This window comes from Rhizobium etli 8C-3 (assembly GCF_001908375.1).
GTDB classification, from domain to species: domain Bacteria; phylum Pseudomonadota; class Alphaproteobacteria; order Rhizobiales; family Rhizobiaceae; genus Rhizobium; species Rhizobium etli_B.
On sequence record NZ_CP017241.1, the window covers coordinates 198,525 to 222,457 of the forward strand.

24 protein-coding genes are annotated in these 23,933 nt (G+C 59.6%); 9 read left to right on the plus strand and 15 right to left on the minus strand.

Going from position 1 to position 23,933, the window contains the following annotated elements:
• Positions 1-143: 143 nt before the first annotated feature.
• From AM571_RS00950 to phnG, 7 genes are read right to left on the minus strand one after another with little or no spacing between them, the layout of a single operon-like run.
• On the minus strand, positions 144-761 hold the full coding sequence (locus AM571_RS00950) for a DapH/DapD/GlmU-related protein (protein ID WP_074059781.1): 618 nt from the start codon (positions 759-761) through the stop codon (positions 144-146).
• The gene (gene phnL / locus AM571_RS00955) at positions 758-1,468 is read right to left on the minus strand and encodes a phosphonate C-P lyase system protein PhnL (protein WP_074059782.1); all 711 of its coding nucleotides are present in this window, start codon (positions 1,466-1,468) and stop codon (positions 758-760) included. The genes AM571_RS00950 and phnL overlap by 4 nt, the downstream gene beginning before the upstream one ends.
• Positions 1,469-1,480: 12 nt before the next feature.
• On the minus strand, positions 1,481-2,257 hold the full coding sequence (gene phnK, locus AM571_RS00960) for a phosphonate C-P lyase system protein PhnK (RefSeq protein ID WP_074059783.1): 777 nt from the start codon (positions 2,255-2,257) through the stop codon (positions 1,481-1,483).
• Entirely contained in the window at positions 2,254-3,132 is an 879-nt protein-coding gene (locus AM571_RS00965; RefSeq protein ID WP_074059784.1) for an alpha-D-ribose 1-methylphosphonate 5-phosphate C-P-lyase PhnJ, read from the minus strand. The genes phnK and AM571_RS00965 overlap by 4 nt, the downstream gene beginning before the upstream one ends.
• Positions 3,132-4,238 carry a carbon-phosphorus lyase complex subunit PhnI gene (locus AM571_RS00970; protein ID WP_074059785.1) on the minus strand — a complete coding sequence of 369 codons (1,107 nt, stop codon included), beginning with the start codon at positions 4,236-4,238 and terminating at the stop codon, positions 3,132-3,134. The genes AM571_RS00965 and AM571_RS00970 overlap by 1 nt, the downstream gene beginning before the upstream one ends.
• 3 nt (positions 4,239-4,241) lie before the next feature.
• Positions 4,242-4,850, minus strand: a complete 609-nt coding sequence (phnH, locus tag AM571_RS00975; RefSeq protein WP_074059786.1) for a phosphonate C-P lyase system protein PhnH — start codon at positions 4,848-4,850, stop codon at positions 4,242-4,244.
• A complete protein-coding gene (gene phnG, locus AM571_RS00980) occupies positions 4,850-5,326 on the minus strand; it encodes a phosphonate C-P lyase system protein PhnG (RefSeq protein ID WP_074059787.1) in 477 nt (158 codons plus the stop codon). Before phnG ends, phnH begins: the two co-directional genes overlap by 1 nt.
• Positions 5,327-5,441: 115 nt before the next feature.
• On the opposite strand from phnG, the gene phnF reads away from it, so the two are divergent.
• Positions 5,442-6,179 carry a phosphonate metabolism transcriptional regulator PhnF gene (gene phnF / locus AM571_RS00985; RefSeq protein ID WP_074059788.1) on the plus strand — a complete coding sequence of 246 codons (738 nt, stop codon included), beginning with the start codon at positions 5,442-5,444 and terminating at the stop codon, positions 6,177-6,179.
• A 50-nt stretch (positions 6,180-6,229) separates the two neighbouring features.
• Here phnF and AM571_RS00990 read toward each other — a convergent pair whose 3' ends face one another.
• The 6 genes from AM571_RS00990 to mepA all read right to left on the minus strand — a co-directional run bounded on the left by AM571_RS00990 (position 6,230) and on the right by mepA (position 12,175).
• Entirely contained in the window at positions 6,230-6,865 is a 636-nt protein-coding gene (locus AM571_RS00990; protein ID WP_074059789.1) for a 2,3-bisphosphoglycerate-dependent phosphoglycerate mutase, read from the minus strand.
• Positions 6,866-6,887: 22 nt separating this feature from the next.
• Positions 6,888-7,712, minus strand: a complete 825-nt coding sequence (gene dapB / locus AM571_RS00995; RefSeq protein ID WP_074059790.1) for a 4-hydroxy-tetrahydrodipicolinate reductase — start codon at positions 7,710-7,712, stop codon at positions 6,888-6,890.
• Positions 7,713-7,730: 18 nt separating this feature from the next.
• A complete protein-coding gene (locus AM571_RS01000; protein WP_420493361.1) occupies positions 7,731-9,554 on the minus strand; it encodes an ABC transporter ATP-binding protein in 1,824 nt (607 codons plus the stop codon).
• Between the two features lie 58 nt (positions 9,555-9,612).
• On the minus strand, positions 9,613-10,638 hold the full coding sequence (locus AM571_RS01005) for a glucokinase (protein ID WP_074059792.1): 1,026 nt from the start codon (positions 10,636-10,638) through the stop codon (positions 9,613-9,615).
• Positions 10,639-10,653: 15 nt separating this feature from the next.
• Positions 10,654-11,034, minus strand: a complete 381-nt coding sequence (locus AM571_RS01010) for a methylglyoxal synthase (RefSeq protein WP_022713281.1) — start codon at positions 11,032-11,034, stop codon at positions 10,654-10,656.
• Between the two features lie 85 nt (positions 11,035-11,119).
• Positions 11,120-12,175, minus strand: coding sequence for a penicillin-insensitive murein endopeptidase (gene mepA / locus AM571_RS01015; protein WP_074059793.1), 1,056 nt, complete (start codon positions 12,173-12,175; stop codon positions 11,120-11,122).
• A 227-nt stretch (positions 12,176-12,402) separates the two neighbouring features.
• Here mepA and AM571_RS01025 point away from each other — a divergent pair, with 227 nt between their 5' ends.
• The 7 genes from AM571_RS01025 (at position 12,403) to pncB (ending at position 21,171) form a co-directional block, all read left to right on the plus strand.
• Positions 12,403-14,238, plus strand: coding sequence for an extracellular solute-binding protein (locus tag AM571_RS01025; RefSeq protein ID WP_074059795.1), 1,836 nt, complete (start codon positions 12,403-12,405; stop codon positions 14,236-14,238).
• 160 nt (positions 14,239-14,398) lie between these two features.
• Positions 14,399-15,484: a microcin C ABC transporter permease YejB gene (locus AM571_RS01030; RefSeq protein ID WP_074059796.1), complete on the plus strand. Its 1,086-nt coding sequence runs from the start codon at positions 14,399-14,401 to the stop codon at positions 15,482-15,484.
• A complete protein-coding gene (locus AM571_RS01035; RefSeq protein WP_074059797.1) occupies positions 15,484-16,632 on the plus strand; it encodes an ABC transporter permease in 1,149 nt (382 codons plus the stop codon). The genes AM571_RS01030 and AM571_RS01035 overlap by 1 nt, the downstream gene beginning before the upstream one ends.
• Positions 16,629-18,266, plus strand: a complete 1,638-nt coding sequence (locus AM571_RS01040) for an ABC transporter ATP-binding protein (protein ID WP_074059798.1) — start codon at positions 16,629-16,631, stop codon at positions 18,264-18,266. Before AM571_RS01035 ends, AM571_RS01040 begins: the two co-directional genes overlap by 4 nt.
• An 8-nt stretch (positions 18,267-18,274) precedes the next feature.
• A complete protein-coding gene (locus AM571_RS01045; protein WP_074059799.1) occupies positions 18,275-19,234 on the plus strand; it encodes a 2-hydroxyacid dehydrogenase in 960 nt (319 codons plus the stop codon).
• 98 nt (positions 19,235-19,332) lie between these two features.
• Positions 19,333-19,701: a hypothetical protein gene (locus AM571_RS01050; protein ID WP_074059800.1), complete on the plus strand. Its 369-nt coding sequence runs from the start codon at positions 19,333-19,335 to the stop codon at positions 19,699-19,701.
• Between the two features lie 165 nt (positions 19,702-19,866).
• Complete coding sequence (pncB, locus tag AM571_RS01055; RefSeq protein WP_074059801.1) at positions 19,867-21,171, plus strand: nicotinate phosphoribosyltransferase; 1,305 nt, start codon at positions 19,867-19,869, stop codon at positions 21,169-21,171.
• Positions 21,172-21,177: 6 nt separating this feature from the next.
• Here pncB and AM571_RS01060 read toward each other — a convergent pair whose 3' ends face one another.
• Both AM571_RS01060 and AM571_RS01065 read right to left on the minus strand, forming a co-directional pair.
• Positions 21,178-22,149 carry a DUF72 domain-containing protein gene (locus AM571_RS01060; RefSeq protein ID WP_074059802.1) on the minus strand — a complete coding sequence of 324 codons (972 nt, stop codon included), beginning with the start codon at positions 22,147-22,149 and terminating at the stop codon, positions 21,178-21,180.
• A 54-nt stretch (positions 22,150-22,203) separates the two neighbouring features.
• Positions 22,204-22,395, minus strand: coding sequence for a DUF2735 domain-containing protein (locus tag AM571_RS01065; RefSeq protein ID WP_074063004.1), 192 nt, complete (start codon positions 22,393-22,395; stop codon positions 22,204-22,206).
• Positions 22,396-22,802: 407 nt separating this feature from the next.
• On the opposite strand from AM571_RS01065, the gene AM571_RS01070 reads away from it, so the two are divergent.
• A complete protein-coding gene (locus AM571_RS01070; RefSeq protein WP_074059803.1) occupies positions 22,803-23,843 on the plus strand; it encodes a glutamine synthetase beta-grasp domain-containing protein in 1,041 nt (346 codons plus the stop codon).
• Positions 23,844-23,933 lie beyond the last annotated feature (90 nt).

Genomic DNA, 23,933 nt, shown 5'->3' on the forward strand with positions numbered 1-23,933 from the left:
GTTCTTGTCCTGAAAAAATGGTCGAGCAGAGCCGCAATGTCAGTGATTTGGCGACGCACTGCAAGCAAGCTCCCCGGCTAAAAGATTTCCGTGACAGAATGATGATCAGGCGGCGACATAGAACTTTCCTTGTAAGCTGAGCCTTAGCCATCATGCCGGCAAAGGAAGTCTTCGGCCGACAGTGCACGGAAAGCCTCAAGCGCTGCACGCAGCCGTGAATGTTCCCAGTCCCACCAGGCAAGTTTGTCCATGCGCTCGCCGATTTCCTTGGGAAAGCGCTCACGGATAAGCTTTGCGGGAACGCCGCCGACGATCGTATAGGGTGCGACATTGCTGGAAACGACGGCGCCTGCGCCGATCACCGAACCATTGCCGACGGTGACGCCGGGCAGGATGGTGGCCCCGTGGCCGATCCAGACGTCATGGCCGATGACGACGCGATTGGAACGCCGCCATTCGAAGAATTCCGTCTCCATGTTCGCATCCGGCCAGTAGTCCGCGGCGCGATAGGTGAAGTGATGCAACGTGGCGCGCCATGTCGGATGGTTGGTCGCGTTGATGCGGACGGCGGCGGCAATATTGACGAACTTGCCGATCGTCGCGCACCAGATGGAGCCGTCCTGCATGATGTAGGAATAATCGCCGAATTCGACTTCGCTGATCCGGCAGCGCTCGGATATTTCGGTATAACGGCCAAGGGTGGCATCGCTGACGGAGGCGGTCTCATGAATAAAGGGCATGTCGCCCAGCTTCCGGCTCATGCTGCAAGCGCCTTTCGCGGTGAAAACTGCTGGACGTCGAGGATGCGATCGGCGACCGCCTCTCGCACCTCCTCGTCATGGAATATGCCGAGAAGGGCAACACCTGCCTTTTTTTTCTCCGCGATCATGCCGATGACAACGGCGCGGTTTCTTGCGTCGAGAGAAGCGGTCGGCTCATCGAGCAGCAGCACCATATGCTCCGTTATGAAACCGCGAGCGATGTTGACGCGCTGCTGCTCGCCACCCGAGAAAGTCGCAGGCGGCAATTGCCATAGCGCTTCGGGAAGGTTGAGCTTTTCGAGTAGTGCTGCAGCCTTTTCGCGAGCGCCGGCTGCCGCCTCGCCAAGGGCAACCAGCGGTTCGGCAACGACATCGATCGCGGCAACGCGCGGCACGGTGCGCAGGAACTGACTGACATAGCCGAGCGTATGACGCCGGACATCGATAATGGTGCGTGGGTCCGCAGAGGCAAGGTCGACAATCCGGGCCTTGTGGCTGATCAGGATCTGGCCGGCGTCGACTGCGTAATTGCCGTAAATCATCTTGAGCAGGGAACTCTTGCCGATCCCCGAAGGACCGCCAAGGACGACGCATTGGCTGGCGGCAACGGAGAAGGCGACATCGGAGACGACCGGCAGCTTGATGCCGTCGCGCAAATGCATGGTGAAGCTCTTCGAGACTTCGGAAACGACGAGGGGCGTTGCCATGATTGTTGCCTTTCAGACCTGCAGGATCGATGAGACGAGCAATTGCGTGTAGGGCTCGCGTGGGTCATCGAGCACCCGATCGGTCAAACCGTGTTCGATGACACAGCCGTCCTTCATCACCATCATGCGATGCGAGAGCAGACGCGCGACTGCGAGATCGTGTGTGACGATGATGGCCGAAAGGCCGAGATCATTGACGAGACCGCGAACCAGATCGAGCAGGCGCGCCTGAACCGAGACGTCGAGGCCGCCGGTCGGTTCGTCCATGAAGACGAGCCGCGGCTTGGTGACGAGATTGCGAGCGATCTGCAAGCGCTGGCGCATGCCGCCAGAGAAAGCACGGGGCTGATCATCGATACGGCTGGCGTCGATTTCGACACGCTCCAACCAATCGACGGCCGTCGAGCGGATTTGGCCGTAGTGCCGATCGCCAATCGCCATCAGCCGTTCGCCGACATTGGCGCCGGCCGAAACGGTCATGCGCAGGCCGTCGGCCGGATTCTGGTGCACGAAACCCCAATCGGTGCGCATCAGGAAGCGACGCTCTGCCTCGTTCATCCGGTAGAGATCGCGATAGTTGCCGTCGCGCATATGATATTCGACGCTACCGGTCGTCGGCATCAGGCGCGTCGAGATGCAATTGAGTAGCGTCGTTTTCCCGGAACCGGACTCGCCGACGACAGCCAGCACTTCGCCGGGCCAGAGTTCGAAAGATGCATTCCGGCAGCCGATACGATTGCCGTAGAATTTCGAGACGTCGTTGACTTTGAGAAGAGGGGCGTCGGTCACTCCGCAGCCTCCTTCGGCGCAAGCATCTCGCCTGCGTGTCCCTGCTCGCGGCGGTCTTCGCAATGATCGGTATCCGAGCAGACGAACATACGTCCTCCCTTGTCGTCGAGGATCACTTCGTCGAGATAGACGTCCTGCGCGCCGCAAAGCGCGCAGGGCTTGCCGAAGCGCTGGATCTCGAAAGGGTAGTCTTCGAAATCGAGGCTGACGACTTCCGTATAGGGCGGCACGGCGTAGATCCGTTTCTCGCGGCCGGCGCCGAACAGCTGCAGTGCATCCGACATATGCATTTTCGGATTGTCGAATTTCGGCGTCGGAGAAGGGTCCATCACGTAGCGGCCGGCGACCTTGACCGGATAGGCATAGGTCTTGGAGATGCGGCCGTTATGGGCGATGTCCTCATAGAGCTTCACATGCATGAGGCCGTATTCTTCCAGCGCATGCATTTTTCGCGTTTCGGTTTCGCGCGGCTCGAGGAAGCGGAGCGGTTCGGGAATCGGCACTTGATAGACGAGCACTTGGTTGGCTGCGAGCGGCTCTTCAGGGATGCGGTGACGCGTCTGGATGATCGTCGCATCTTTGGTGTGAGTGGTCGCCGCGACGTTTGCAACCTTCTGGAAGAAGGCGCGGATGGAGACAGCGTTCGTGGTGTCGTCGGCGCCCTGGTCGATGACCTTGAGCACGTCGTCCGGTCCAATGATCGAAGCGGTCACCTGGACCCCACCGGTACCCCAACCATAGGGCATGGGCATTTCGCGCGAAGCAAAAGGCACCTGATAACCGGGAATCGCGATGGCCTTCAAGATGGCACGGCGGATCATCCGCTTGGTCTGTTCGTCGAGATAGGCGAAGTTGTAGGTGGCAAGATCGCTCATTATTCAGCCGCCTCCTTGGTGGTGTCGCCGCCGGCACGGTTGGCTTCGAAGTCGCGGCGCATTCGGCGCACGAGGTGCAGTTCGGCCTGGAAATCCACGTAGTGCGGCAATTTCAGATGCTCGACGAAGCCGGTCGCCTGGACATTGTCGGAGTGAGAAATGACGAACTCCTCGTCTTGTGCCGGCGCCGTGATGTCTTCCCCGAGCTCTTCGGCGCGTAGGGCGCGATCGACCAGCGACATTGACATCGCCTTCCGTTCGCTCTGGCCGAAGACGAGGCCGTAACCGCGCGTGAATTGCGGCGGGGCCTTGGCCGAACCCTTGAACTGATTGACCATCTGGCACTCGGTCAACTGGATCGTGCCAAGCGACACGGCAAAGCCGAGTTCTGGAACGTAAAATTCGACTTCGACCTCGCCGATGCGGATTTCCCCGGTGAAGGGATGATTGCGGCCATAGCCCCGTTGCGTGGAGTAGCCGAGTGCCAGGAGGAAGCCCTCGTCGCCGCGAGCGAGCGCCTGCAGGCGAAGGTCGCGGCTCATCGGAAACTCCATCGGTTCACGGGTAAGGTCACCGATCTCGTGATCTTCCGGCATATCGCCGTCGGCCTCGATCAGCCCCTCCTGGCCAAGGATCTCCGACACGCGCATGATGCGGCCGGCTTCTGCCGGGCGTTGGGCCGGTTCTTCAACGGACTCGTCGGAAAGCAGCGAAGGATCGAGCAGCCGGTGCGTGTAGTCGAAGGTTGGACCGAGAAGCTGGCCGCCAGGCAAATCCTTGTAGGTCGCCGAAACGCGACGCTCGATCTTCATCGCCGCGGTGTCGAGCGGTTTCGAATAGCCGAAGCGTGGCAGCGTCGTGCGATAGGCGCGCAGCAGGAAAATTGCCTCGATCATGTCGCCGCGCGATTGACGGATGGCAAGTGCGGCGAGCGTGCGGTCGTAGAGCGAGGCTTCCGCCATGACACGGTCGACGGCAAGCGCCAGCTGTGCGACGATCTGGTCGATGCCTATCGCAGGCAGCGAGCGGTCGCCGCGACGGCGGTCGGCCAGCAGGCGATGGGCATTGTCGATGGCGGCCTCACCTCCTTTGACGGCAACATACATGGCTCACATCTCCGTTGCGATGATCTTGGTGGTGCGCGGCAAGCAGAGAAAACGGCTGCCTGCCGTCATGACGAGGTCGATGCCACGCGGAAAGAGGGCGCGGTTTTCCGTCCACAGACGCAGGAACGCCTGCGGCAGGCCGGCCGGCGCAATCTCGCTGACGCCTTGAATGCCGGGGCCCGTCAAGGCGAGCCGGGAGCCGCCTTCGAGGCCTGCAAGCTCGACGATCAGCGTCGTCGAGCGATCCGGATATTCTTGGGTTCCCAAGGCAAAGAGTCCGAACGAGGAAAGCGCCACGCCGTGCTCGATAAAGGCAAATCGGGCTTCAGTCCTTTCCGGCACCACGTATGCGCCGGTGTGAAAGGCGAGCCAATCGACCATTGAGGATTTGGCGAGTCGGGAAGATAGCCAGACTGGTGTCTCATGGTCGCACAGCGTCAGTGCAATTGCGGCTGCGGCCATGCCAAGTGGCGCAGGTGGCGCGACTTCTGGCGCGATGGTCTGGATCGTGCCGGGCCGCGCCATGCCGTCCATCATGGCCTTGAAGACGCTTTGGGCGTGGAAGACCGGTTGGCCAAATCCGCCCGTCAGGGCTTCTGTCTTGATGTTCATCAGTCGTCTCCGCGCACCATTGTGAAGAAATCGACCCGTGTCGCCGCCGTCTCGTCCGCCTTGCGCCGATCGACCCCGGCGATCCGGGCCGCGATTGGCAAAAGAAGCCTCTCCTCGACGAAATCCTTCATCGCATCGTCCTGCCACAGTGCGTCGAAGATCGCGGCAAGCCTTGCCTTTTCGCGATCGGTGCCAAGCGCCTGTGCATGCCCCACGGCGCCAGACCCAAGCTTCATTGTCGCGCGCGTAACCGTGACCTCGCCGAGATTGAAGGAGGCGCCGCCGCCGCCGATGCGGCCGCGCACCATGACGAGGCCGGTTTCCGGTCCGCGCACCGGCTGGACCGCTGGCTTGTCCGTGATTGCCTCAAAGGCTTCAACGAGTTCGTTCCGTTCAGCCCGCGCGAGAAGATCGGCAACGCGCTTGCGCTCACTGGCTGGCTGGGTCACATGACTCTGGTGCTTTGCTGATGTCATTGCCGTTCCTTAAATGTCTATTGATATAGACAACCGTACAAGGTAGTTGTAGCCTTAAGGGGAGGACGTGACAAGCGTGTGACAACACTCAAGCGAAAGTGCAGGGCTGGAACGAATGGCCGGACTGAACCAGGTACAGAGACAAACGGGCGTGGCGCTCTGGCGTCAGATCGCCGACCGTATTCGCGACGCTATCGGTTCCGGGGCTTATGACGAGACCGGCATGGTGCCGCCGGAAACGGTCCTGGCGCTGCAATTCGGGGTCAATCGTCATACGGTCCGAAGCGCGCTTGCTGCCCTTGCTCAGGAAGGGATCGTGCGCGCAGTGCAGGGCCGCGGCACCCTGATCGAGCGCAAGGAGAGGCTGAATTTCCCGATTACGCGGCGCACGCGCTTCACCGCTGGTATCGGCGCTCAGGCGCGCGAGATGCGCGGCCTGCTGCTCGACCATGCGCAAGAGAGAGCCGATGCTGACGTTGCGCGCTGGCTGAGACTTAGGTCCGGGACCGCGGTGATTCGCCTCGAAACATTGCGTCTGGCCGACAAGCGGCCGGTATCTTGCGCAACGACATGGTTTCCGGCAGACCGGTTTGCCGGTATCGACGAAGTCTATCGCAAGACGGAATCGATCACCAAGGCCTTTGCCGAGCTCGGCCTGCCGGATTACGTCCGTGCAACGACCGAGATTACCGCCGCCCACGCCGATTCACACGACATTGCCACGCTGGAATTGACGCCGGGCGCCATCCTGCTCGTCGCCAAGGCGACGAATACCGATCTTGACGGCGTGCCGGTTCAATATTCGATCAGCCGCTTTGCAGCCGACAGGGTGAAGTTCACGATAGAGAACTGAATTGAAAAAGCCGGGCAGCGAGCCCGGCTTTTGAATGAGATTTCGAAGGCTTAATGGGCCCCGGACATGTCGCCGAGCACTTCCTTGGAAGCGACGGTGGAGTCGGAATTGAGCTTGTAGACCATGGGAACGCCGGTCGCGAGGTTGAGTGCCAGGATCTGCTCCTTGGTCAGGCGGTCCAGCACCATGACCAGCGAACGCAGCGAGTTGCCGTGGGCAGCGACAAGCACTTTTTCACCGCGCAATACGCGTGGAAGAATCTCGGTGAGATAGTACGGCCAGACGCGCGCGCCCGTATCGCGCAGGCTTTCGCCGCCAGGAGGGGGGACGTCGTAGGAACGCCGCCAGATATGAACCTGCTCCTCGCCCCATTTGGCGCGTGCATCGTCCTTGTTGAGGCCCGAGAGGTCACCGTAATCGCGCTCGTTAAGCGCCTGGTCGCGGATCGTCTCGAGGTCCGGCTGGCCGATTTTGTCGAGAATGAGCGTAAGCGTGTGCTGCGCGCGCACGAGCGCCGACGTGAAGGCGATATCGAATTTCATGCCGTAGTCGGCGAGCGCCTGTCCACCCGCATTGGCTTCTTCGATACCGAGTTCCGTGAGACCTGGATCCTTCCAGCCGGTGAAGAGATTTTTCAGGTTCCAGTCGCTCTGGCCGTGGCGAACGAGGACGAGGGTGCCGCTCATGAAATATGCCTCCGTAATGAGATCAATGTGAAGGGAGCCCGAGCACGTCGAGCATGGAGTAGAAGCCGGGCTTCTTGTCGCGCGCCCAGAGCGCCGCCTTGATGGCGCCTCGAGCGAAGATCGAACGGTCAGCGGCGCTGTGCGACATCGATACAATCTCGCCTTCTCCGGCGAAGAGGACGGAATGTTCTCCGATCACCGAACCGCCGCGCAGCGTCGCAAAGCCGACCGTACCCGTTTGGCGCGCGCCGGTATGGCCGTCGCGAACGCGGACGGATTGCGCCGACAGGTCGATATTCCGGCCTTTGGCGGCAGCTTCTCCCAGAAGCAATGCGGTGCCCGACGGCGCATCGACCTTGCGCTTGTGGTGCATTTCGAGGATTTCGATATCCCAATCGGCAGCGTCGAGCGCTCGTGCGGCCTGCTCCACGAAAACGCTGAGGAGGTTCACGCCAAGACTCATATTGCCCGATTTCACGATACGCGCATGACGCGATGCTGCCACGATTTTGGCATTATCCGCATCCGAACACCCGGTGGTGCCGATGACATGGACGATACGCGCCTGAGCGGCGAGTGCAGCAAATTCGTTTGTTGTCCCGGGCGTCGTAAAATCCAGGACGCCGTCGGCATGAAGAAAGGCCGCGAGAGGATCGTCGCCAATGGTGACGCCGTTTGGTCCAAGGCCTGCAATTTCGCCTGCATCCTTGCCGACGAATGGCGAACCAGACCGGGCCACGGCCGCATGCAGCGTGACACCCTCCATGGCATGGATAAGCCGGATCAGCGCCTGTCCCATGCGACCCGCTGCCCCCACCACCACCAGCTTCATCGCAGTATCGCTCATGTCAGCTCATAATCCGTGTCAAAAAGAATCCGAGGCGGCGGGCCGCTGAAGATTGTTGAGGCGAGCGTAAAGTCCGTCGGTACGCTTCGCAAGCGTCTCGTGATTGCCTTCTTCGACGACACGACCCTGCTGCATCACGACCATCTTGTCGGCACGCATGACGGTGGAAAGACGATGGGCGATGACGACCACGGTGCGGCCGGTCATCGCTTCATCGAGCGCCCTCTGCACGGCCGCCTCGGATTCCGTATCGAGTGCCGACGTCGCCTCGTCGAGAAGCAGGATGGGCGCCTTGCGGACGAGCGCCCGGGCGATCGACAGTCGCTGGCGCTGGCCGCCTGAAAGCGTCACGCCGTTTTCTCCGACAGGCGTGTCGTAGCCGTTGGGCTGCGCCAGGATGAAATCGTGGGCGTAGGCAAGCCGGGCGGCCTCTTCCACCTCGGCGTCCGTGGCTTCCGGCCGCCCGTAACGGATGTTTTCGCGGATCGTGCCTTCGAAGAGGTACGGCTGCTGCGACACATAGGCGAGTTGCTGGCGGAGCGACTGTTTGGCGACATGTGCGATATCCTGGCCATCGATGAAGATCTGACCGCTCGTGGGGTCGAAGAAGCGCGGAATGAGATTGATGACCGTCGACTTGCCGGCACCGGAAGGGCCGACAAGCGCCGTCGTCTTCCCGCCCTCTGCAACGAAACTCACGTTGTTGAGGATCGGATCGGCACTGTAAGCAAAGGACACGTCACGGAACTCGATGCTGGCGCTCGTCACGTTCAACGGCTTGGCATCGGGAAGATCGCGCTGACGCGGTTCCATGTCGAGCAGTTCGTAGATCATGCGGGCATTGACGACGGCGCGCTCCAGCTGAACCTGCAGCCTTGCAAGGCGGCGGGCCGGATCGTAGGCGAGCAGCAATGCCGTTACGAAGGAGAAGAATGCGCCCGGCGGCACATTATGATAGATCGAACGGTAAGCGGCATAGGCAAGGATGCTGGCGACGGCGAAACCGGCGAAGGTCTCCGTCATCGGCGCGTTGCGCTCCGAGAGGCGCGCGATCCGATTTGCACGGTTTTCAGCAGCCGCGACAAGCTTGTCGAGCTTGCGTACCAGTTCGGCTTCCATTGTGAAGGCTTTGACGATCGCAATTCCCTGGATCGTTTCCTGCATTGCGCCCAAGACGTGGCTGTTGAGATGAATGGCTTCCCTGGTCACCTGACGCAGACGCTTGGAAAGGTACCGCAAGCCATAGAGGAGCGGTGGAGCCAGGATGAAGACTGCGAGTGTCAGCAGCGGATCCTGAAAAACCATTACGCCGATCAGAGCGATGAAAGTGAGCAGGTCTCGCGCAGTCGACGTGATGGTCAAATTCATGACATCGCGGATTCCGCCGACATTCTGGCTGACTTGCGCTGCGATATGCGCCGAACGGGCTTCGTTGTAGAAGCCGACGGACAGCGTCATCAGGTGGGCATAAAGGCGCCGCTGGTAGCGCGCCACGATATTGTTTCCGATCCTGGACAAAGCCACTGCTTGGCCGTAGCTCGCAAAGCCACGCAGTACGAACGCGATGAAGATCGCAAGACAAATGATCCAGACCATGTCCGCACGGCGATTGGCGAAAGCTTCGTCAATGATCACCTTCATGATCCACGCGGTGAACGCAGTCGAAAGGGCGACAACAACGAGGCAGCTGATTGCGAAAGCATAGCCCCCGATATGATCACGGCCGTTTTCGGCGATGATGCGCTTCAAGACGCCGGTGATGGTATCGCTGCTGACGGTGCGCTTTTTGTTCGCGGACGATTCCAAAAATAAGCTTCCTGTCTCGGACTGCGTGCGCCACATGAGCCGCGCGCTTGCGGCGGCTCTATAAAGAGTTGGCGCGCCTTTGGCTAGAGCGGGGCTATCGGCGCCAGCGGCGGCCTTCGGTTGAGACGCCGAAGCTTGCGGGCTGGCGTGCATAGAAGGAAAGCCCTGCAAGAGCTGCAAGCGGGTGAGTCACCACATAAGTCGGAATCGCTTTCAGCCAGTGCGAGTGCGGCGCTTTGTCCTCGAAAGCGGCGCGGAATTCGGGCCGTCTCAATGCCGGCAGGATCTTTTGTGAGATGCCGCCTGAAAGATAGACTCCGCCTTTGGCCATGAAGATCATTGCCAGATCGCCCGCGAGGCGGCCGAGGTAAGTTGAAAAAAGCGAGATGGTCTCCCCCGCCGTCTTGTCGGTTCCAGCAAGCGCATGAGAGGTGATATCGGCTGGATCGTGGTATTTGATTTCAATGTCGTCGGCCTTGCAGATCGCGCGGTAGAGATTGACGATGCCCCGCCCGCAAAGGATCTGCTCGGCTGCGACGCGGCCTTCGATGGTCTCGACATGCGGGAAGATTTGAAGGTCGCGCTTGCTGCGCGGTCCGAGATCGACATGTCCGCCTTCGCCCGGAACGGGAATCCACGAGCCTTGCGCATGCACCAGCCCGCCAACGCCAAGCCCGGTGCCGGGACCGAGCACAACACGGGAAGCGACAAGTTCTCCGGATGCGGCGCCAATGCGCTCGCGATCGTTCTCACCCAGGGCGGAAATCGCCAGTGCCTGTGCCTCGAAATCATTGATGACAATCACGTCCTCGATCCCCAGATCTTCAATCATCGTGCCAGGACGGACGATCCAGTCACAATTGGTCAGCGGAATTTCATCGCCGTTGATCGGACCGGCAACGGCGAGAATAGCCGCACGCGGGCGCATCTCAGTCTTTGCAAAAACGCCCTTCAGGATCGCTTCATCGATGGTTCCGAAATCGGCGGTACGAACGTTGGGGAAATTGACGGCCTCGGCCGAGGCGTCCGCGAGAATGGAGAAGCGTGCATTTGTTCCGCCGATATCGCCAATCAGGATTGGAAAAGGCAGGTGGGCACCCTTTGTTTTGAGCATGGACATAGCCGTTTTCCGTGTCTAGGCGTGCAGAGTCGGGATGAGTTTTTCGGCAGTCGCTTCGTTCAGCGCCATCGGAATATCGTAAACGATCGCAAGCCGCATCAATGCCTTCACGTCGACATCATGCGGCATCGGCGTCAATGGATCGACAAAAAAGATGAGGGCGCCAACTTCACCAGTCGAAATCAATGCGCCGATCTGCTGATCGCCGCCGAGCGGCCCGCTCTTCAGCCGGGTGACGTCGAGATCGGGGACGGCATCGAGGACGCGGCCGCCGGTTGTTCCGGTTGCCACGATCTTCCATTTGGAAAGCTGGTCTTTGTTGCGGCGGGCAAATTCCGCCATCTCGTTCTTCTTCTGGTCATGCGCAATCAATGCGAGGCATTTGCCGCCGGCCATGAAAAAGAACCTCCAACCCTTGAATTCAATCGATTTGGCCGCTTCTATACCAAGCCCATGATCTGAAAAACAAGCATTTCCGCTCTCATTGCACCAGGGGCTTGTCGGTGGGGACCGGGCCGATGGCAGGAAGAAGGTCACCGGCTGCTGCTGGTACGGCTGGTGCCACTGTCAGGGCGGTTGCGTCCGGACCGCCATCAGCCGCCGCGATGGATGCAGCCGGCGGCGCATCCAGAACGGCAGCGCAAGATTTCGGAAGATCGGACACCATCATCTCGCGCGGCGGCTTAGGTGGCCGGACATTTGGCTTCGGCGCGGCCCACGGCTCCTTGGTAAACCACCAGGCCAGCGACTTGCCGCAGCCATCGCCGTCGGAAATTGGCGCCTGCGGCTTGCAAGCCGCAGCGCCTGGCGGGCATTTCATACGAATGTGAAAATGCGAATCGTGGCCGTATATCGGACGCAGCTTGCCGAGGTTCGTGCGCTCGCCCGTCCAGGTATCGCACATCTTTTTCTTGATCGCGGGGTTGACGAAAATGCGCTCCACCTGGGGATAACTTGCCGCAAGCATCAGGAGCTTGGCATGGGATTGCGTCCAGACCCTAGGGTCGATGGTCAGGAACTTCCCCTTCTGCAGCGTCGTGGTGAAGGGAAGTTCTTCGCGCTCCTGTGCTGTCAGCCGGCGTGAAGGCATCGGTGTCAGCCAGACGTCGGCATCGAGGCCGATCTGGTGCGAGGCGTGGCCGTTGAACATGGGCCCGCCGCGAGGTTGGGCAATATCGCCGACCAGCAGGCCCGGCCAGCCGATCTTCTGTTGCGCATCGCGGGACAATTGCTCAAGCAATGCAATCATTGCCGGATTGCCCCAGCGGCGGTTGCGGGAAAGGCGCATCGCCTGCCACGTCGGACCGTCCACGGGTAGCGCGATGCCGCCCAGCATGCACCCCTTCGAATAGAAGCCGATCGATTGGGCCGGGCCCTGTGCGGGCAGGGAAGCCGAACCGAAGAGTGCTTTGGCGCTGCCGGGACTCGGCTGTTTCTGCTGTGCTCCCGCATCGCCCGCGATCAGACTCGCACCGATAATACCCGCCAAGGCGAGTCTGCCGATTGTCTGGAAAGGCGCAGCAAGGCGGATTGTCATGCGGTATCTCGAATGTCTGCCGAAGTGATTTGCATCGAGCCTACCGTGAAAAGCAATTTTGGTGAATCGATGTTTTGGCAGAAAGGTCCGGACGATGTTTGCGTGAGGCGGGAGGGCCTGCAGGCGGTCAAAATTCTGCGAGATGGACGAAAACGTCACACTTTCCTGTTTTTTGCCTGTATTTCCCGTATTCTCGAAGAAAGCTAAGATAGTACGGGGTTTGGTGAATGGCACTCGCATGGTCGAAAAGAAGTATGCTCGTTGCTCTGGTTGCCTTGATCTCCTTGCCAATGGGAGTGTCGGCGCAAGACCAGGACTTCAGGATTGGCACCTCGACGATAGGCGAGCTCAAATACCAGCCCGGCTTCAAACATTTCGATTACGTTAATCCGGAGGCACCGAAAGGGGGGAACCTGAGGCTTTCGACATCGGGCACTTTCGACACCTTCAACCCTGTGCTTGCGAAGGGCGAGGCTGCGATCGGGATGGCATTGTCCTTCGAAACCTTACTGAAATCCGCCGATGACGAAGTGCTCTCGTCATATGGCCTTCTGGCGGAGGGCGTTTCCTTTCCTGACGACGTATCGAGCGCGACGTTCCGGCTTCGCGTGGAGGCAAAATGGGCGGATGGCCGGCCTGTGACGCCCGAAGACGTCATCTTCAGCTTCGATAAGACCAAAGAACTCAGTCCGCTTCAGGCCAATTATTACAAGCATGTCGTCAAGGCAGAGAAAGTGGGCGATCGCGATGTGAAGTTCACCTTCGATGAAAAAGACAACAAGGAATTGCCCAATATTCTGGGCCAGCTTGTTGTCGTCCCCAAACATTGGTGGGAGGGCACCGGCCCGGACGGCAAAACCAGGGATATTTCGAAGACGACGCTCGAGCCGGTAATGGGGTCGGGACCTTACAAGATCGCTGCCTTTTCCGCAGGCTCAACCATCCGCTATGAACTGCGGGACGATTATTGGGGGAAGGACATCAATGTGAATGTCGGCCAGAACAACTTTCGTTCGGTCACATACACCTATTTCGGCGATCGTGACGTGGAATTCGAGGCCTTCCGCTCCGGCAATATCGACTACTGGCAGGAAACGCAGGCAAGCCGCTGGGCGACCGGATACGATTTTCCGGCGGTAAGGGAAGGCCGCGTCAAGAAGGAGGCACCCACCAACCCGCTCCGTGCCACCGGCATTCTGCAGGCTCTGGTGCCCAACATGCGACGTGACCTCTTCAAGGACGAGAAGGTGCGCGAGGCGCTGAACTACGGGTTCGATTTCGAAGAACTGAACCGCACGGTCGCCTTCAACAGCTACAAGCGTATCGACAGCTATTTCTGGAATACCGAGCTTGCCTCTTCCGGCCTGCCGCAGGGCCGGGAACTGGAGATTCTTCAAGGCTTGAAGGACAAGGTGCCACCGGAGGTCTTCACTGCGCCCTACAGCAATCCGGTTGGCGGCGATCCACAAAAGAGCCGTGACAACCTTCGCAAGGCCATCGCGCTTTTCAAGGAGGCCGGCTGGAACCTCAAGGGCAATCGCATGGTCAATGCCAAGACCGGTCAGCCGATGAGTTTCGAGATCCTGCTGTCGAGCCCGATGCTGGAGCGTTGGGTCGTGCCTTATGTCAACAACCTCAAGAAGATCGGCGTGGATGCTCGGGTCAGGACCGTCGATGCCTCGCAATATACCAATCGGGTGCGCAGTTTCGATTACGACATGATCTGGAACGTCTGGGCAGAGACGATGAATCCGGGCAACGAGCAGGCCGACTATTGGGGATCGGATTCGGTCGCTCAACAGGGCTCGCGCAATTATGCCGGCATTGCCAATCCGGCAGTCGACGCGCTTGTCCGCATGATCATCTTTTCGCCGAACCGCGCCGAACAGGTGGCGGCGATCAAGGCCATGGACCGCGTTCTGCTTGCCAACAACTATGTCATCCCGCTCTTTTATCGTGACAGCTATTGGATTGCCTATTGGAACACGATCACACGGCCGGCGGAGCTGCCGGCATACTCCCTCGGCTTCCCGGACGTGTGGTGGTCGAAGGACGCAAAGTAGCGGGCTTGCATTGCCGGAATGGCTGGGTTCCAAATGGACCGTCCGAATCACTTCGGAAACCCTGAAAAGCCGGTGCGCCCGGCGGGAAGGCTGGCGAATTGAAGACTCCTGATGCAACGCGCACCCTGATGAAATTCGAGACCTGGAAGGCTGGGCGCTGATGGGAGCATACATTCTTCGACGCCTGCTTTTGATGATACCGACGCTTGTCGGCATCATGGCAATTTCCTTTACCGTCATTCAGTTTGCGCCTGGTGGCCCTGTTGAGCAGGTCATTGCGCAGCTGACAGGCCAGGCCGACAGTGCCGACCAGAGGATTTCCGGTGGCGGCGATGTCGCACAGCAGTTCGATAGCAGCGATTCCAGTTACCGCGGTGCTCAGGGCCTCGATCCGGAACTGATCGCCAAGCTCGAGAAGCAGTTCGGCTTCGACAAGCCGCCACTGACGCGCTTTTTGGAAATGATGTGGAACTACATCCGTTTCGATTTCGGCGAGAGCTTCTTTCGCAATACCTCGGTGCTGGATCTCATCAAGGAAAAGCTGCCGGTTTCGGTTTCGCTCGGCATCTGGATCATGATCTTCTCGTACGCCATTTCCATTCCCCTCGGCATCCGCAAGGCGGTGAAGGATGGATCGACCTTCGACGTATGGACGTCCGGCGCCATTATCGTCGGTTACGCTGTGCCGAGCTTCTTGTTCGGCATCCTCTTGATCGTGCTTTTCGCCGGCGGCTCGTTCTACAACTGGTTTCCGCTCCGCGGATTGGTCTCGGACAATTTCGACCAGCTCGCCTGGTGGCAGAAGCCGCTCGATTATTTCTGGCACCTGACCCTGCCGCTGATTTCACTTTCGCTTTCCGCTTTTGCGACAACGACGCTTTTGACGAAGAATTCCTTCATCGAGGAGATCAAGAAGCAATATGTCACGACGGCCCGCGCCAAAGGCTTGAATGAGCGGCAGGTGCTCTACGGTCATGTCTTCCGCAATGCCATGCTGGTCGTCATCGCCAGTTTTCCGGGCGCCTTTATTTCCGCCTTCTTCACCGGTTCGCTGCTGATCGAGAATATCTTCTCGCTCGACGGACTTGGCCGCCTCGGCTATCTCTCGGTCGTGAACCGCGACTACCCGATCGTCTTTGCAACGCTTTACATCTTCTCGCTGCTCGGCCTTTTCGTCAGCCTGATCTCTGACCTGATCTATACCTGGATCGATCCGCGTATCGATTTCGAGCGGAGGGATGTCTGATGGATGCGGCTGCCAACCCGACGTCGGTTTCGCCGGTCAAGCCACCGCGCAAGGGCCTGTTTTCCCCAACGAACATTCGCCGCTGGCAAAATTTCAAGGCGAACCGGCGCGGCTACTGGTCGTTCTGGCTGTTCATGGCGCTGTTTGTCCTGACGCTGTTTTCGGAATTCATCGCCAACGACAAGCCGGTCATCGCCTCCTACAAGGGGGAAATTCTGTTTCCGGTGCTGGTTGATTATCCGGAGGAAAAGTTCGGCGGCTTCCTGGCGGAAACGGATTACCGCTCGGATGTGATTGCCGATGAGATCAAGGCCAATGGCTGGATGATATGGCCGCCGATCCGTTATTCCTATCGGTCTGTGAATTCCAACATCCCGCATTCCGCGCCGACGCCGCCATTCTGGCTTATGAGCAAGGAGGAGCGCTGCTCAGGCTATCCGCAAGGCGTCAACGATCCCAATTGCAATTACGGCAATCTCAACTGGCTCGGAACCGACGATCAGGCGCGCGACGTGCTGGCGCGCATCATCTACGGTTTTCGTATATCCGTGCTCTTCGGCCTTGCATTGACCATCTGCTCGGCAATCGTCGGCGTGACGGCCGGTGCCGTGCAAGGTTATTTCGGCGGTTGGACGGACCTGCTCTTGCAGCGCTTCATCGAGATATGGTCCTCGATGCCCGTGCTCTACATCTTGCTGATCATCGCCGCGATCCTGCCGCCGGGCTTTTTCGTGCTGCTCGGCATCATGCTGCTCTTCTCCTGGGTGGGGTTCGTCGGTGTCGTGCGCGCGGAGTTCCTGCGCGCCCGCAACTTCGAATATGTCCGCGCCGCCCGCGCGCTCGGTGTCAACAACCGGACGATCATGTGGCGCCACATGCTGCCGAACGCCATGGTGGCAACCCTGACGTTCCTGCCCTTCATCCTGTCAGGCTCGATCACGACGCTCACCTCGCTCGACTTCCTGGGTTTCGGCATGCCGCCCGGTTCGCCGTCGCTCGGCGAAATGATCGCGCAGGGCAAGGCCAATCTTCAGGCGCCATGGCTGGGGTTGGCGGCCTTCTTCACAATGTCGATCATGCTTTCCCTACTGATCTTCATCGGCGAGGCCGTGCGCGACGCGTTCGACCCGAGAAAGACCTTCGCATGAGCCAGATGCATGAACCCCTTCTCTCCGTCCGCGATCTTTCCGTCGCCTTCCATCAAAGCGGCGAAACATCGCTGGCTGTCGACCGCATCTCCTTCGACGTCAACAAGGGCGAGGTCGTGGCGCTGGTCGGCGAATCGGGATCGGGCAAATCCGTCTCCGCAAATTCCATCCTGCGGCTTTTGCCTTATCCTGCAGCAAGCCATCCGACTGGCGAAATCTTCTTCAAGGGCAAGGATCTGCTCAAGGCATCGGAGAGGGCGCTGCGCGAGGTGCGCGGCAACGATATCACGATGATCTTCCAGGAGCCGATGACCTCGCTCAATCCGCTTCACACGATCGAAAAGCAGATCGCCGAAATCCTCGATCTGCACCAGGGCGTCACGGGACAGGCGGCCCGCACGCGGGTGCTGGAACTCTTGAACCAGGTCGGCATCCGCGAGCCCGAAAAGCGGCTGAAAGCTTATCCGCACGAGCTCTCCGGCGGCCAGCGCCAGCGCGTCATGATCGCGATGGCGCTCGCCAACCGGCCCGAACTCTTGATCGCCGACGAGCCGACGACGGCGCTCGATGTCACGGTCCAGGCACAGATTTTGGATCTGCTGCGCAAGCTGAAATCCGCGCACGGCATGTCGCTGCTCTTCATTACCCATGATCTCGGCATCGTCCGCAAATTCGCCGATCGCGTCTGTGTCATGACCAAAGGCAGGATTGTCGAGACGGGTACGGTCGAAGAGGTCTTCAGCAATCCCAAGCATGACTACACGCGCCATCTGCTCGCCGCCGAGCCGCGCGGTGAGCCACCTGTTGCCGATCCGTCCAAGCCGTTGGTGATGGAGGGCTCGGATATCCGGGTCTGGTTCCCGATCAAGGCGGGATTGATGCGCAGGGTCGTCGACCATGTAAAGGCCGTCGACGGCATCGATCTTTCGCTGCGCGCCGGCCAGACACTCGGAGTTGTCGGCGAATCGGGCTCTGGCAAGACGACGCTCGGACTTGCGCTCACAAGACTGATTTCCTCCAAGGGGCGCATCAGCTTCGTCGGCAAGGATATAGCAGACTATTCGTTCACCGAAATGCGGCCGCTACGCAACCAGCTCCAGGTCGTTTTCCAGGATCCCTACGGCTCGCTCAGCCCCCGCATGTCGGTCGGCGATATCATCGCGGAAGGGCTGAAAGTGCATGAGCGCTCGCAGTCGCATGAAGAGCGGGACCAGCGCGTCTGCTGGGCGCTGGAGGAAGTTGGCCTCGACCCGCTGACCCGCTGGCGCTATCCGCACGAATTCTCCGGCGGTCAGCGTCAGCGTATCGCGATTGCCCGCGCCATGGTGCTGAAGCCGCGCTTCGTCATGCTCGACGAGCCGACATCGGCCCTCGACATGAGCGTCCAGGCACAGGTTGTCGACCTTTTGCGCGACCTGCAGAAGAAGCACGATCTGGCCTACCTCTTCATCAGCCACGACCTGAAGGTCGTCAAGGCGCTCGCCAACGACGTCATCGTCATGCGTTTCGGCAAGGTGGTAGAGCAGGGGCCGTCGGCAGAAATTTTCCGGACGCCGAAAGACGACTACACCAAGGCGCTGATGGCGGCCGCTTTCAATATCGAGGCAGTGCCGGCGCCTGCCGTAAAGCAGTAGAAGAGATTATGCCCGCAAGACCTCCTGTTCTCGTTGATTTGAAGTTCAACCCTGAAGGCATCGCCCGTATTTTGAAAACAGCGTTTCCTGATCGCGGCAGCATCAATCTTGCCGATCCTGCGGCCAGGAACCGCGATTTGAGCGCGATCGACTACGCCTTGCTGTGGAAGCCGGATGCCGACCTATTCGAACGCGCACCGAACTTGAAGGTGATCTTCTCGGGTGGTGCCGGTGTCGATAGCTTCATGAACCTTCCGGGATTGCCGGATGTGCCGGTCGTTCGCTTCGTCGACAAAAGCCTGACGGTGCGAATGAGCGAATGGGTGGTGCTGCAGTGCCTGATGCACCTGCGCCAGCAGCGCGCACATGACCGGCATCAGCGCGATCGGATCTGGAGCCAGATGGCGCCGCCGGAAGCTGCCGACATCACCGTTGGCGTTATGGGACTTGGGGTATTGGGGCAGGATGCCGTGCGCAAGCTGAAGGCCATGGGCTTCAATGTCATTGGCTGGTCGCGAAGCCGCAAGCGGCTTGATGGGATCGAAACCTTCGACGCAAGCGAACTCGATACCTTTCTGTCGAAGACCGATTTCCTCGTCGGCCTGCTGCCGCTGACGCCGCAAACGTCGGGCCTTTATGATGCGCGGCTGTTTGCAAAGCTCCGTCGGGACGGTGCACTCGCAAAGCCGGTCTTCATCAATGCCGGCCGCGGCAAAAGTCAGGTGCAACGCGACATCGTTGCGGCGATTGAAAGCGGCGTGCTCGGCGGCGCATCGCTCGATGTCTTTGAGGTCGAGCCGCTCCCGGCGGACGACCCGCTATGGGGTTTTGAGTGCGTTTTCATCACCCCGCATGATGCCGCAATCTCCGAAGAGAATGCGCTCTTCCGCCATGTCGAGGCGCAGATTGCCCGCTACGAGCGCGGTGAGCCGCTGGAGTTCGTGGTGGACCGGACGGCAGGCTACTGAGGCGGCGTGGAACCATGCCGCCGCATATCCGTTGCCCCTAACGACAGTTCTGAGGCGGGCCGGCATGCGGCCCACGAGACATCGTAAGGGAGACGAAGATGGCTCATCAGATGGAAAAGCGCTGGGAAAATGCGGATGGAAAGCGGCATGCCGAAGAGCAGATTTCCGCGGCAGAGGCAAAGCAGGGCCGCACTGGTGCCCGCATCCTGATGGTCCTGGTCGTTGCGCTCATTCTTGCATTCGTCGTTTGGATCCCGGTCGAAATCTGGGGCAACCGCGAAGCTGATGAAGTTGCGCCACAGCAGCCAGGTCAGGAAATGCAGTCCCAGTCACCGGCACCGGCTGCGCCGCCAACCCTGCAAAATGGCAGTGCGGTTCCCACCGTGACGCCGAACACGCAGCCACCGGCACCGAACGCTGATCCCGCCGCGCCCAGCACACCAGCGCCACCTCAGCCGGCGCAATAGGCTCGGGTAAAAGGCGGTCGTCGAAAGAGGCCCTGCCGCCGTGCTGCGGCAGGGCATTTATTTGCGCTGGACATTACCCGCTGATTTTTCGATAAGAAGGCGCACGAGCCGGTCGTCGTGTGCTGGCCTTTTGCGGCACCCGACCGGATTGGGACGGGATGGAGCATGGCCAAGACAGACATTGCAAGGCGCGTTTACAATCACGCCTGGAAGCTTGATCCCATCGTCCGTAGCCTGATTGATACGGACTTCTACAAGCTACTGATGCTGCAAATGATCTGGAAGCTTTATCCGGATGTCAGCACCACTTTCACGCTCATCAACCGCACCAAGCGTGTGCGCCTGGCCGAGGAGATCGACGAGGGGGAACTGCGCGATCAACTCGATCATGCCCGTACGTTGAGGCTCTCAAAGAAGGAGATGATCTGGCTCGCCGGTAACAGTTTCTATGGCCGCGCGCAGATTTTCGAACCGGAGTTTCTCGCCTGGCTTTCTCATTTCCAACTGCCGGAATACGAGCTGTCAAAGAAGGACGGCCAGTACGTGCTCGACTTCCATGGCTCGTGGAAGGAGACGACGATGTGGGAAATCCCGGCGCTGGCGATTATCAACGAGATGCGCTCGCGCTCGGCGATGAGGGCGCTCGGACCTTTCACGCTGGATGTGCTTTATGCACGCGCCAAAGCCAAGATGTGGGCAAAGGTAGAGCGGCTGCGCGAATTGCCCGGCCTGCGGATCTCCGATTTCGGCACACGCCGCCGCCACAGCTTCCTGTGGCAACGGTGGTGCGTTGAGGCGCTCAAGGAAGGTATCGGTCCCGCTTTCACCGGCACGAGCAATGTATTGCTTGCTATGGATTCCGATCTGGAAGCCGTAGGAACAAACGCCCACGAGCTGCCGATGGTGGCCGCCGCACTTGCCGACACCGACGAGGAGTTGCGCAACGCGCCCTACAAGATCCTGCGGGACTGGAACAGACTCTACGGCGGCAACCTGCTGATCGTGCTGCCGGATGCCTTCGGCACCGCTGCGTTCTTGCGCGACGCGCCCGAGTGGGTCGCTGATTGGACCGGCTTCCGGCCGGACAGTGCGCCGCCGATCGAGGGTGGCGAGAAGATCATCGATTGGTGGAAGAAGATGGGTCGCGATCCACGCCAGAAGCTGCTGATTTTCTCGGATGGACTCGATGTCGACGCAATCATCGATACCTACAGGCATTTCGAGGGCCGTGTTCGCATGAGCTTCGGCTGGGGCACCAATCTGACCAATGATTTTGCGGGCTGCGCGCCGACCGAAATTTCCGGGCTCAACCCGATCTCGATCGTCTGCAAGGTCAGCGAGGCAAACGGCCGCCCGGCGGTCAAGCTCTCCGACAATCCTCAAAAGGCAACTGGAGATCCGGCAGAGGTCGAGCGTTACCTCAAATTCTTCGGCGCGGAAGACCGCACTGAGCAAACGGTTTTCGTTTGATAAAGGTTATGGGGAGGGCCAGTGCGGCCTTGCCTGTTCCTTTTCCTTCCGCCGACTTCTTCTCCGCGGTTTGGCCGACATGGCAGTTTCCTCGAATGGCGAGGCAACGCCAAGCCTCTCGGCAAGCGAGCGTGCATCTGCTGGTGCGCGCACCTTCACGTCGTTGTCGAAATAGACGAAGACGTCACGGCCTTTGGCTGACGTCTTAAGCGGCGGCAATACGCGATTGGCATCTTCCGGCTCGTGTCCGCGCGCCCATGCCGCGATCCGTTTGGCCCAGACATCGAGCGACGCGTCGTCGTATCCGCTGACATAAAGCTCCTCGGATCCATGAAGGCGGCAATAGACGAAGTCGGCAGTGACATCCATCAGAAGCGGCCACTGGACGGTATCGGCGCAGACGAGCCCCACCTGATGTTCGCGCAGCAGTTCGATGAACTGCTTGGAGCAGAAACTGTCGTGGCGAATTTCCAGCGCGTGGCGAAGCGGCTGCTGCACATCGCTTTCCAACCAGTCGCGGCCGTTCAGCCGGTCATCGTGTCGCCTTGCAAGCTTTGCCGCGTCATCCGTGTCCTTCGGCAGCATTGCAAGAAATCGTGCGAAAACTTCTCCGTCGAATTTCATGGTCGGCGGAAACTGCCAAAGAATGGGGCCGAGCTTTGGCCCAAGCCGCAGGAGGCCGGACGCCATGAAATTGGCAAGCGGCGTCTCGACATCGCGAAGCCGCTTCAAATGCGTGATGTAGCGTGAACCTTTCACGGAAAAGACAAAGCCGTCCGGTGTCGCCTCGCGCCAGCGCGCGAAGGCGGCAGGCTTTTGCAACCCGTAAAATGTGCCGTTGATTTCGATGGAGGCAAAATTGCGAGCGGCAAAATTCAATTCGCACTTCTGTGGCAGGCCCTCAGGATAAAACACCCCGCGCCAAGGCGCATAGGTCCAGCCGGATATGCCGATACGGATAGTGCCGTTCCTTGCCATGCAAGGCAAACTGACCGCGCAGCCGCTTGTTCCCCCGCCGCGTCGGTCAGATATTCATGCTTGCGGTTTTCGCTTCTCTTCAGCTTCGCGAATGGCGTCTTCGTGGTACCAGGTATCGAAGGCGGCGTCGCAGACATCGGGATCGATGTCGAGCGGCTTGCGGGCGCCAAGGCGTTCGTCCGGCCTGCGGAACTTCACTGGGAACTGATAGATCTTCGCGGTTTCGCGATGAACATTTGCTGGCATCGACTTGCCTTCCATTCTCTTCGCATACCGGTTGCCCGGGTATTCATAGTAACAGAGTGCACATCATTTGCGCAAATCGCCTAAAAAAACGCCAATAGCTGGGGGATTCATAAGCACTTGATAAAACGTCGAAAATGCCTCGGATTGCCTGCATCTTTTTGAGGCGTTGAGTATAGATCAAAAAAACGTGCGGTGCGCCGATGAGTTCCGTGGCTCTAAACCCTCGCTTTCGTTGAAAGTTGGCGATCGTCTGATGTTTGATTCCCGCCGCGCGTCTCGTTGCAGTCGTCTGTCTGCTCGAAACTGGCACGCCACGTGCTTGGTACCTGGCATCCGGTGGTGATCAAGCACGCGCTTAGCGGTCGCTTCGGAATTTGCTCACACCCTTACGTTTGAGAGACTGGCCAATGACAAAGTATAAGCTCGAGTACATCTGGCTCGACGGTTACACACCGACGCCGAACCTGCGCGGCAAAACGCAGATCAAGGAATTTGACGCGTTTCCTGCTCTTGAGCAGCTTCCGCTGTGGGGCTTCGATGGCTCCTCCACGATGCAGGCCGAAGGCCGCAGCTCCGATTGCGTACTGAAGCCCGTTGCCGTCTATCCGGACCCGGCCCGTACCAACGGTGCGCTCGTCATGTGCGAAGTCATGATGCCCGATGGCGTCACCCCGCATCCGTCGAACAGCCGCGCAACCATCCTTGACGATGAAGACGCCTGGTTCGGCTTTGAGCAAGAATACTTCTTCTACGAAAACGGCCGTCCGCTCGGCTTCCCGGAGCAGGGTTATCCGGCTCCGCAGGGTCCGTACTACACCGGTGTCGGCTACAAGAACGTCGGCAGCGTTGCTCGTGAAATCGTCGAAGAGCATCTCGACCTCTGCTTGGCTGCTGGCATCAACCACGAAGGCATCAATGCCGAAGTGGCCAAGGGCCAGTGGGAATTCCAGATTTTCGGCAAGGGCTCCAAGCGCGCCGCCGACCAGATCTGGATGGCTCGCTACCTGCTTCTCCGCCTTTGCGAAAAGTACGGCATCGACATCGAGTTCCATTGCAAGCCGCTCGGCGATACCGACTGGAACGGCTCGGGCATGCACTGCAACTTCTCGACCAAGTTTATGCGCGAAGTCGGTGGTAAGGCCTACTTCGAAGCGCTCATGGCGCAGTTTGACAAGAACCTGCAGGCTCACATCGACGTCTACGGCCCGGACAATCACTTGCGTCTGACCGGCAAGCACGAAACGGCCCCGTGGAACAAGTTCAGCTACGGCGTTGCCGACCGCGGCGCGTCGATCCGGGTTCCGCACTCCTTCGTCAAGAACGACTACAAGGGCTATCTGGAAGATCGCCGCCCGAACTCGCAGGGTTGCCCTTACCAGATCGCTTCGCAGGTCCTGAAGACGATATCGGAAGTCCCGACCTCTAGCTTCGCTTCGGCTGCTGCCTAAGCCTCAGGCTTTCCTCCCAAGGGCGCCGGTTGCCTAGCAACCGGCGTTTTTTATTTGCGAAGCGCATGCAAGGAAAACATTCCTTCACGC

What these genes read in the sequence shown, in the direction of transcription:
- AM571_RS00950 (WP_074059781.1), bottom strand. Translation starts at nt 761, where the DNA reads ATGAGCCGGAAGCTGGGCGACATGCCCTTTATTCATGAGACCGCCTCC.
- phnL (WP_074059782.1), bottom strand. Translation starts at nt 1,468, where the DNA reads ATGGCAACGCCCCTCGTCGTTTCCGAAGTCTCGAAGAGCTTCACCATG.
- AM571_RS00965 (WP_074059784.1), bottom strand. Translation starts at nt 3,132, where the DNA reads ATGAGCGATCTTGCCACCTACAACTTCGCCTATCTCGACGAACAGACC.
- AM571_RS00970 (WP_074059785.1), bottom strand. Translation starts at nt 4,238, where the DNA reads ATGTATGTTGCCGTCAAAGGAGGTGAGGCCGCCATCGACAATGCCCAT.
- phnH (WP_074059786.1), bottom strand. Translation starts at nt 4,850, where the DNA reads ATGAACATCAAGACAGAAGCCCTGACGGGCGGATTTGGCCAACCGGTC.
- phnG (WP_074059787.1), bottom strand. Translation starts at nt 5,326, where the DNA reads ATGACATCAGCAAAGCACCAGAGTCATGTGACCCAGCCAGCCAGTGAG.
- phnF (WP_074059788.1), top strand. Translation starts at nt 5,442, where the DNA reads ATGGCCGGACTGAACCAGGTACAGAGACAAACGGGCGTGGCGCTCTGG.
- AM571_RS00990 (WP_074059789.1), bottom strand. Translation starts at nt 6,865, where the DNA reads ATGAGCGGCACCCTCGTCCTCGTTCGCCACGGCCAGAGCGACTGGAAC.
- dapB (WP_074059790.1), bottom strand. Translation starts at nt 7,712, where the DNA reads ATGAGCGATACTGCGATGAAGCTGGTGGTGGTGGGGGCAGCGGGTCGC.
- AM571_RS01000 (WP_420493361.1), bottom strand. Translation starts at nt 9,554, where the DNA reads ATGTGGCGCACGCAGTCCGAGACAGGAAGCTTATTTTTGGAATCGTCC.
- AM571_RS01005 (WP_074059792.1), bottom strand. Translation starts at nt 10,638, where the DNA reads ATGTCCATGCTCAAAACAAAGGGTGCCCACCTGCCTTTTCCAATCCTG.
- AM571_RS01010 (WP_022713281.1), bottom strand. Translation starts at nt 11,034, where the DNA reads ATGGCCGGCGGCAAATGCCTCGCATTGATTGCGCATGACCAGAAGAAG.
- mepA (WP_074059793.1), bottom strand. Translation starts at nt 12,175, where the DNA reads ATGACAATCCGCCTTGCTGCGCCTTTCCAGACAATCGGCAGACTCGCC.
- AM571_RS01025 (WP_074059795.1), top strand. Translation starts at nt 12,403, where the DNA reads ATGGCACTCGCATGGTCGAAAAGAAGTATGCTCGTTGCTCTGGTTGCC.
- AM571_RS01030 (WP_074059796.1), top strand. Translation starts at nt 14,399, where the DNA reads ATGGGAGCATACATTCTTCGACGCCTGCTTTTGATGATACCGACGCTT.
- AM571_RS01035 (WP_074059797.1), top strand. Translation starts at nt 15,484, where the DNA reads ATGGATGCGGCTGCCAACCCGACGTCGGTTTCGCCGGTCAAGCCACCG.
- AM571_RS01040 (WP_074059798.1), top strand. Translation starts at nt 16,629, where the DNA reads ATGAGCCAGATGCATGAACCCCTTCTCTCCGTCCGCGATCTTTCCGTC.
- AM571_RS01045 (WP_074059799.1), top strand. Translation starts at nt 18,275, where the DNA reads ATGCCCGCAAGACCTCCTGTTCTCGTTGATTTGAAGTTCAACCCTGAA.
- AM571_RS01050 (WP_074059800.1), top strand. Translation starts at nt 19,333, where the DNA reads ATGGCTCATCAGATGGAAAAGCGCTGGGAAAATGCGGATGGAAAGCGG.
- pncB (WP_074059801.1), top strand. Translation starts at nt 19,867, where the DNA reads ATGGCCAAGACAGACATTGCAAGGCGCGTTTACAATCACGCCTGGAAG.
- AM571_RS01060 (WP_074059802.1), bottom strand. Translation starts at nt 22,149, where the DNA reads ATGGCAAGGAACGGCACTATCCGTATCGGCATATCCGGCTGGACCTAT.
- AM571_RS01065 (WP_074063004.1), bottom strand. Translation starts at nt 22,395, where the DNA reads ATGCCAGCAAATGTTCATCGCGAAACCGCGAAGATCTATCAGTTCCCA.
- AM571_RS01070 (WP_074059803.1), top strand. Translation starts at nt 22,803, where the DNA reads ATGACAAAGTATAAGCTCGAGTACATCTGGCTCGACGGTTACACACCG.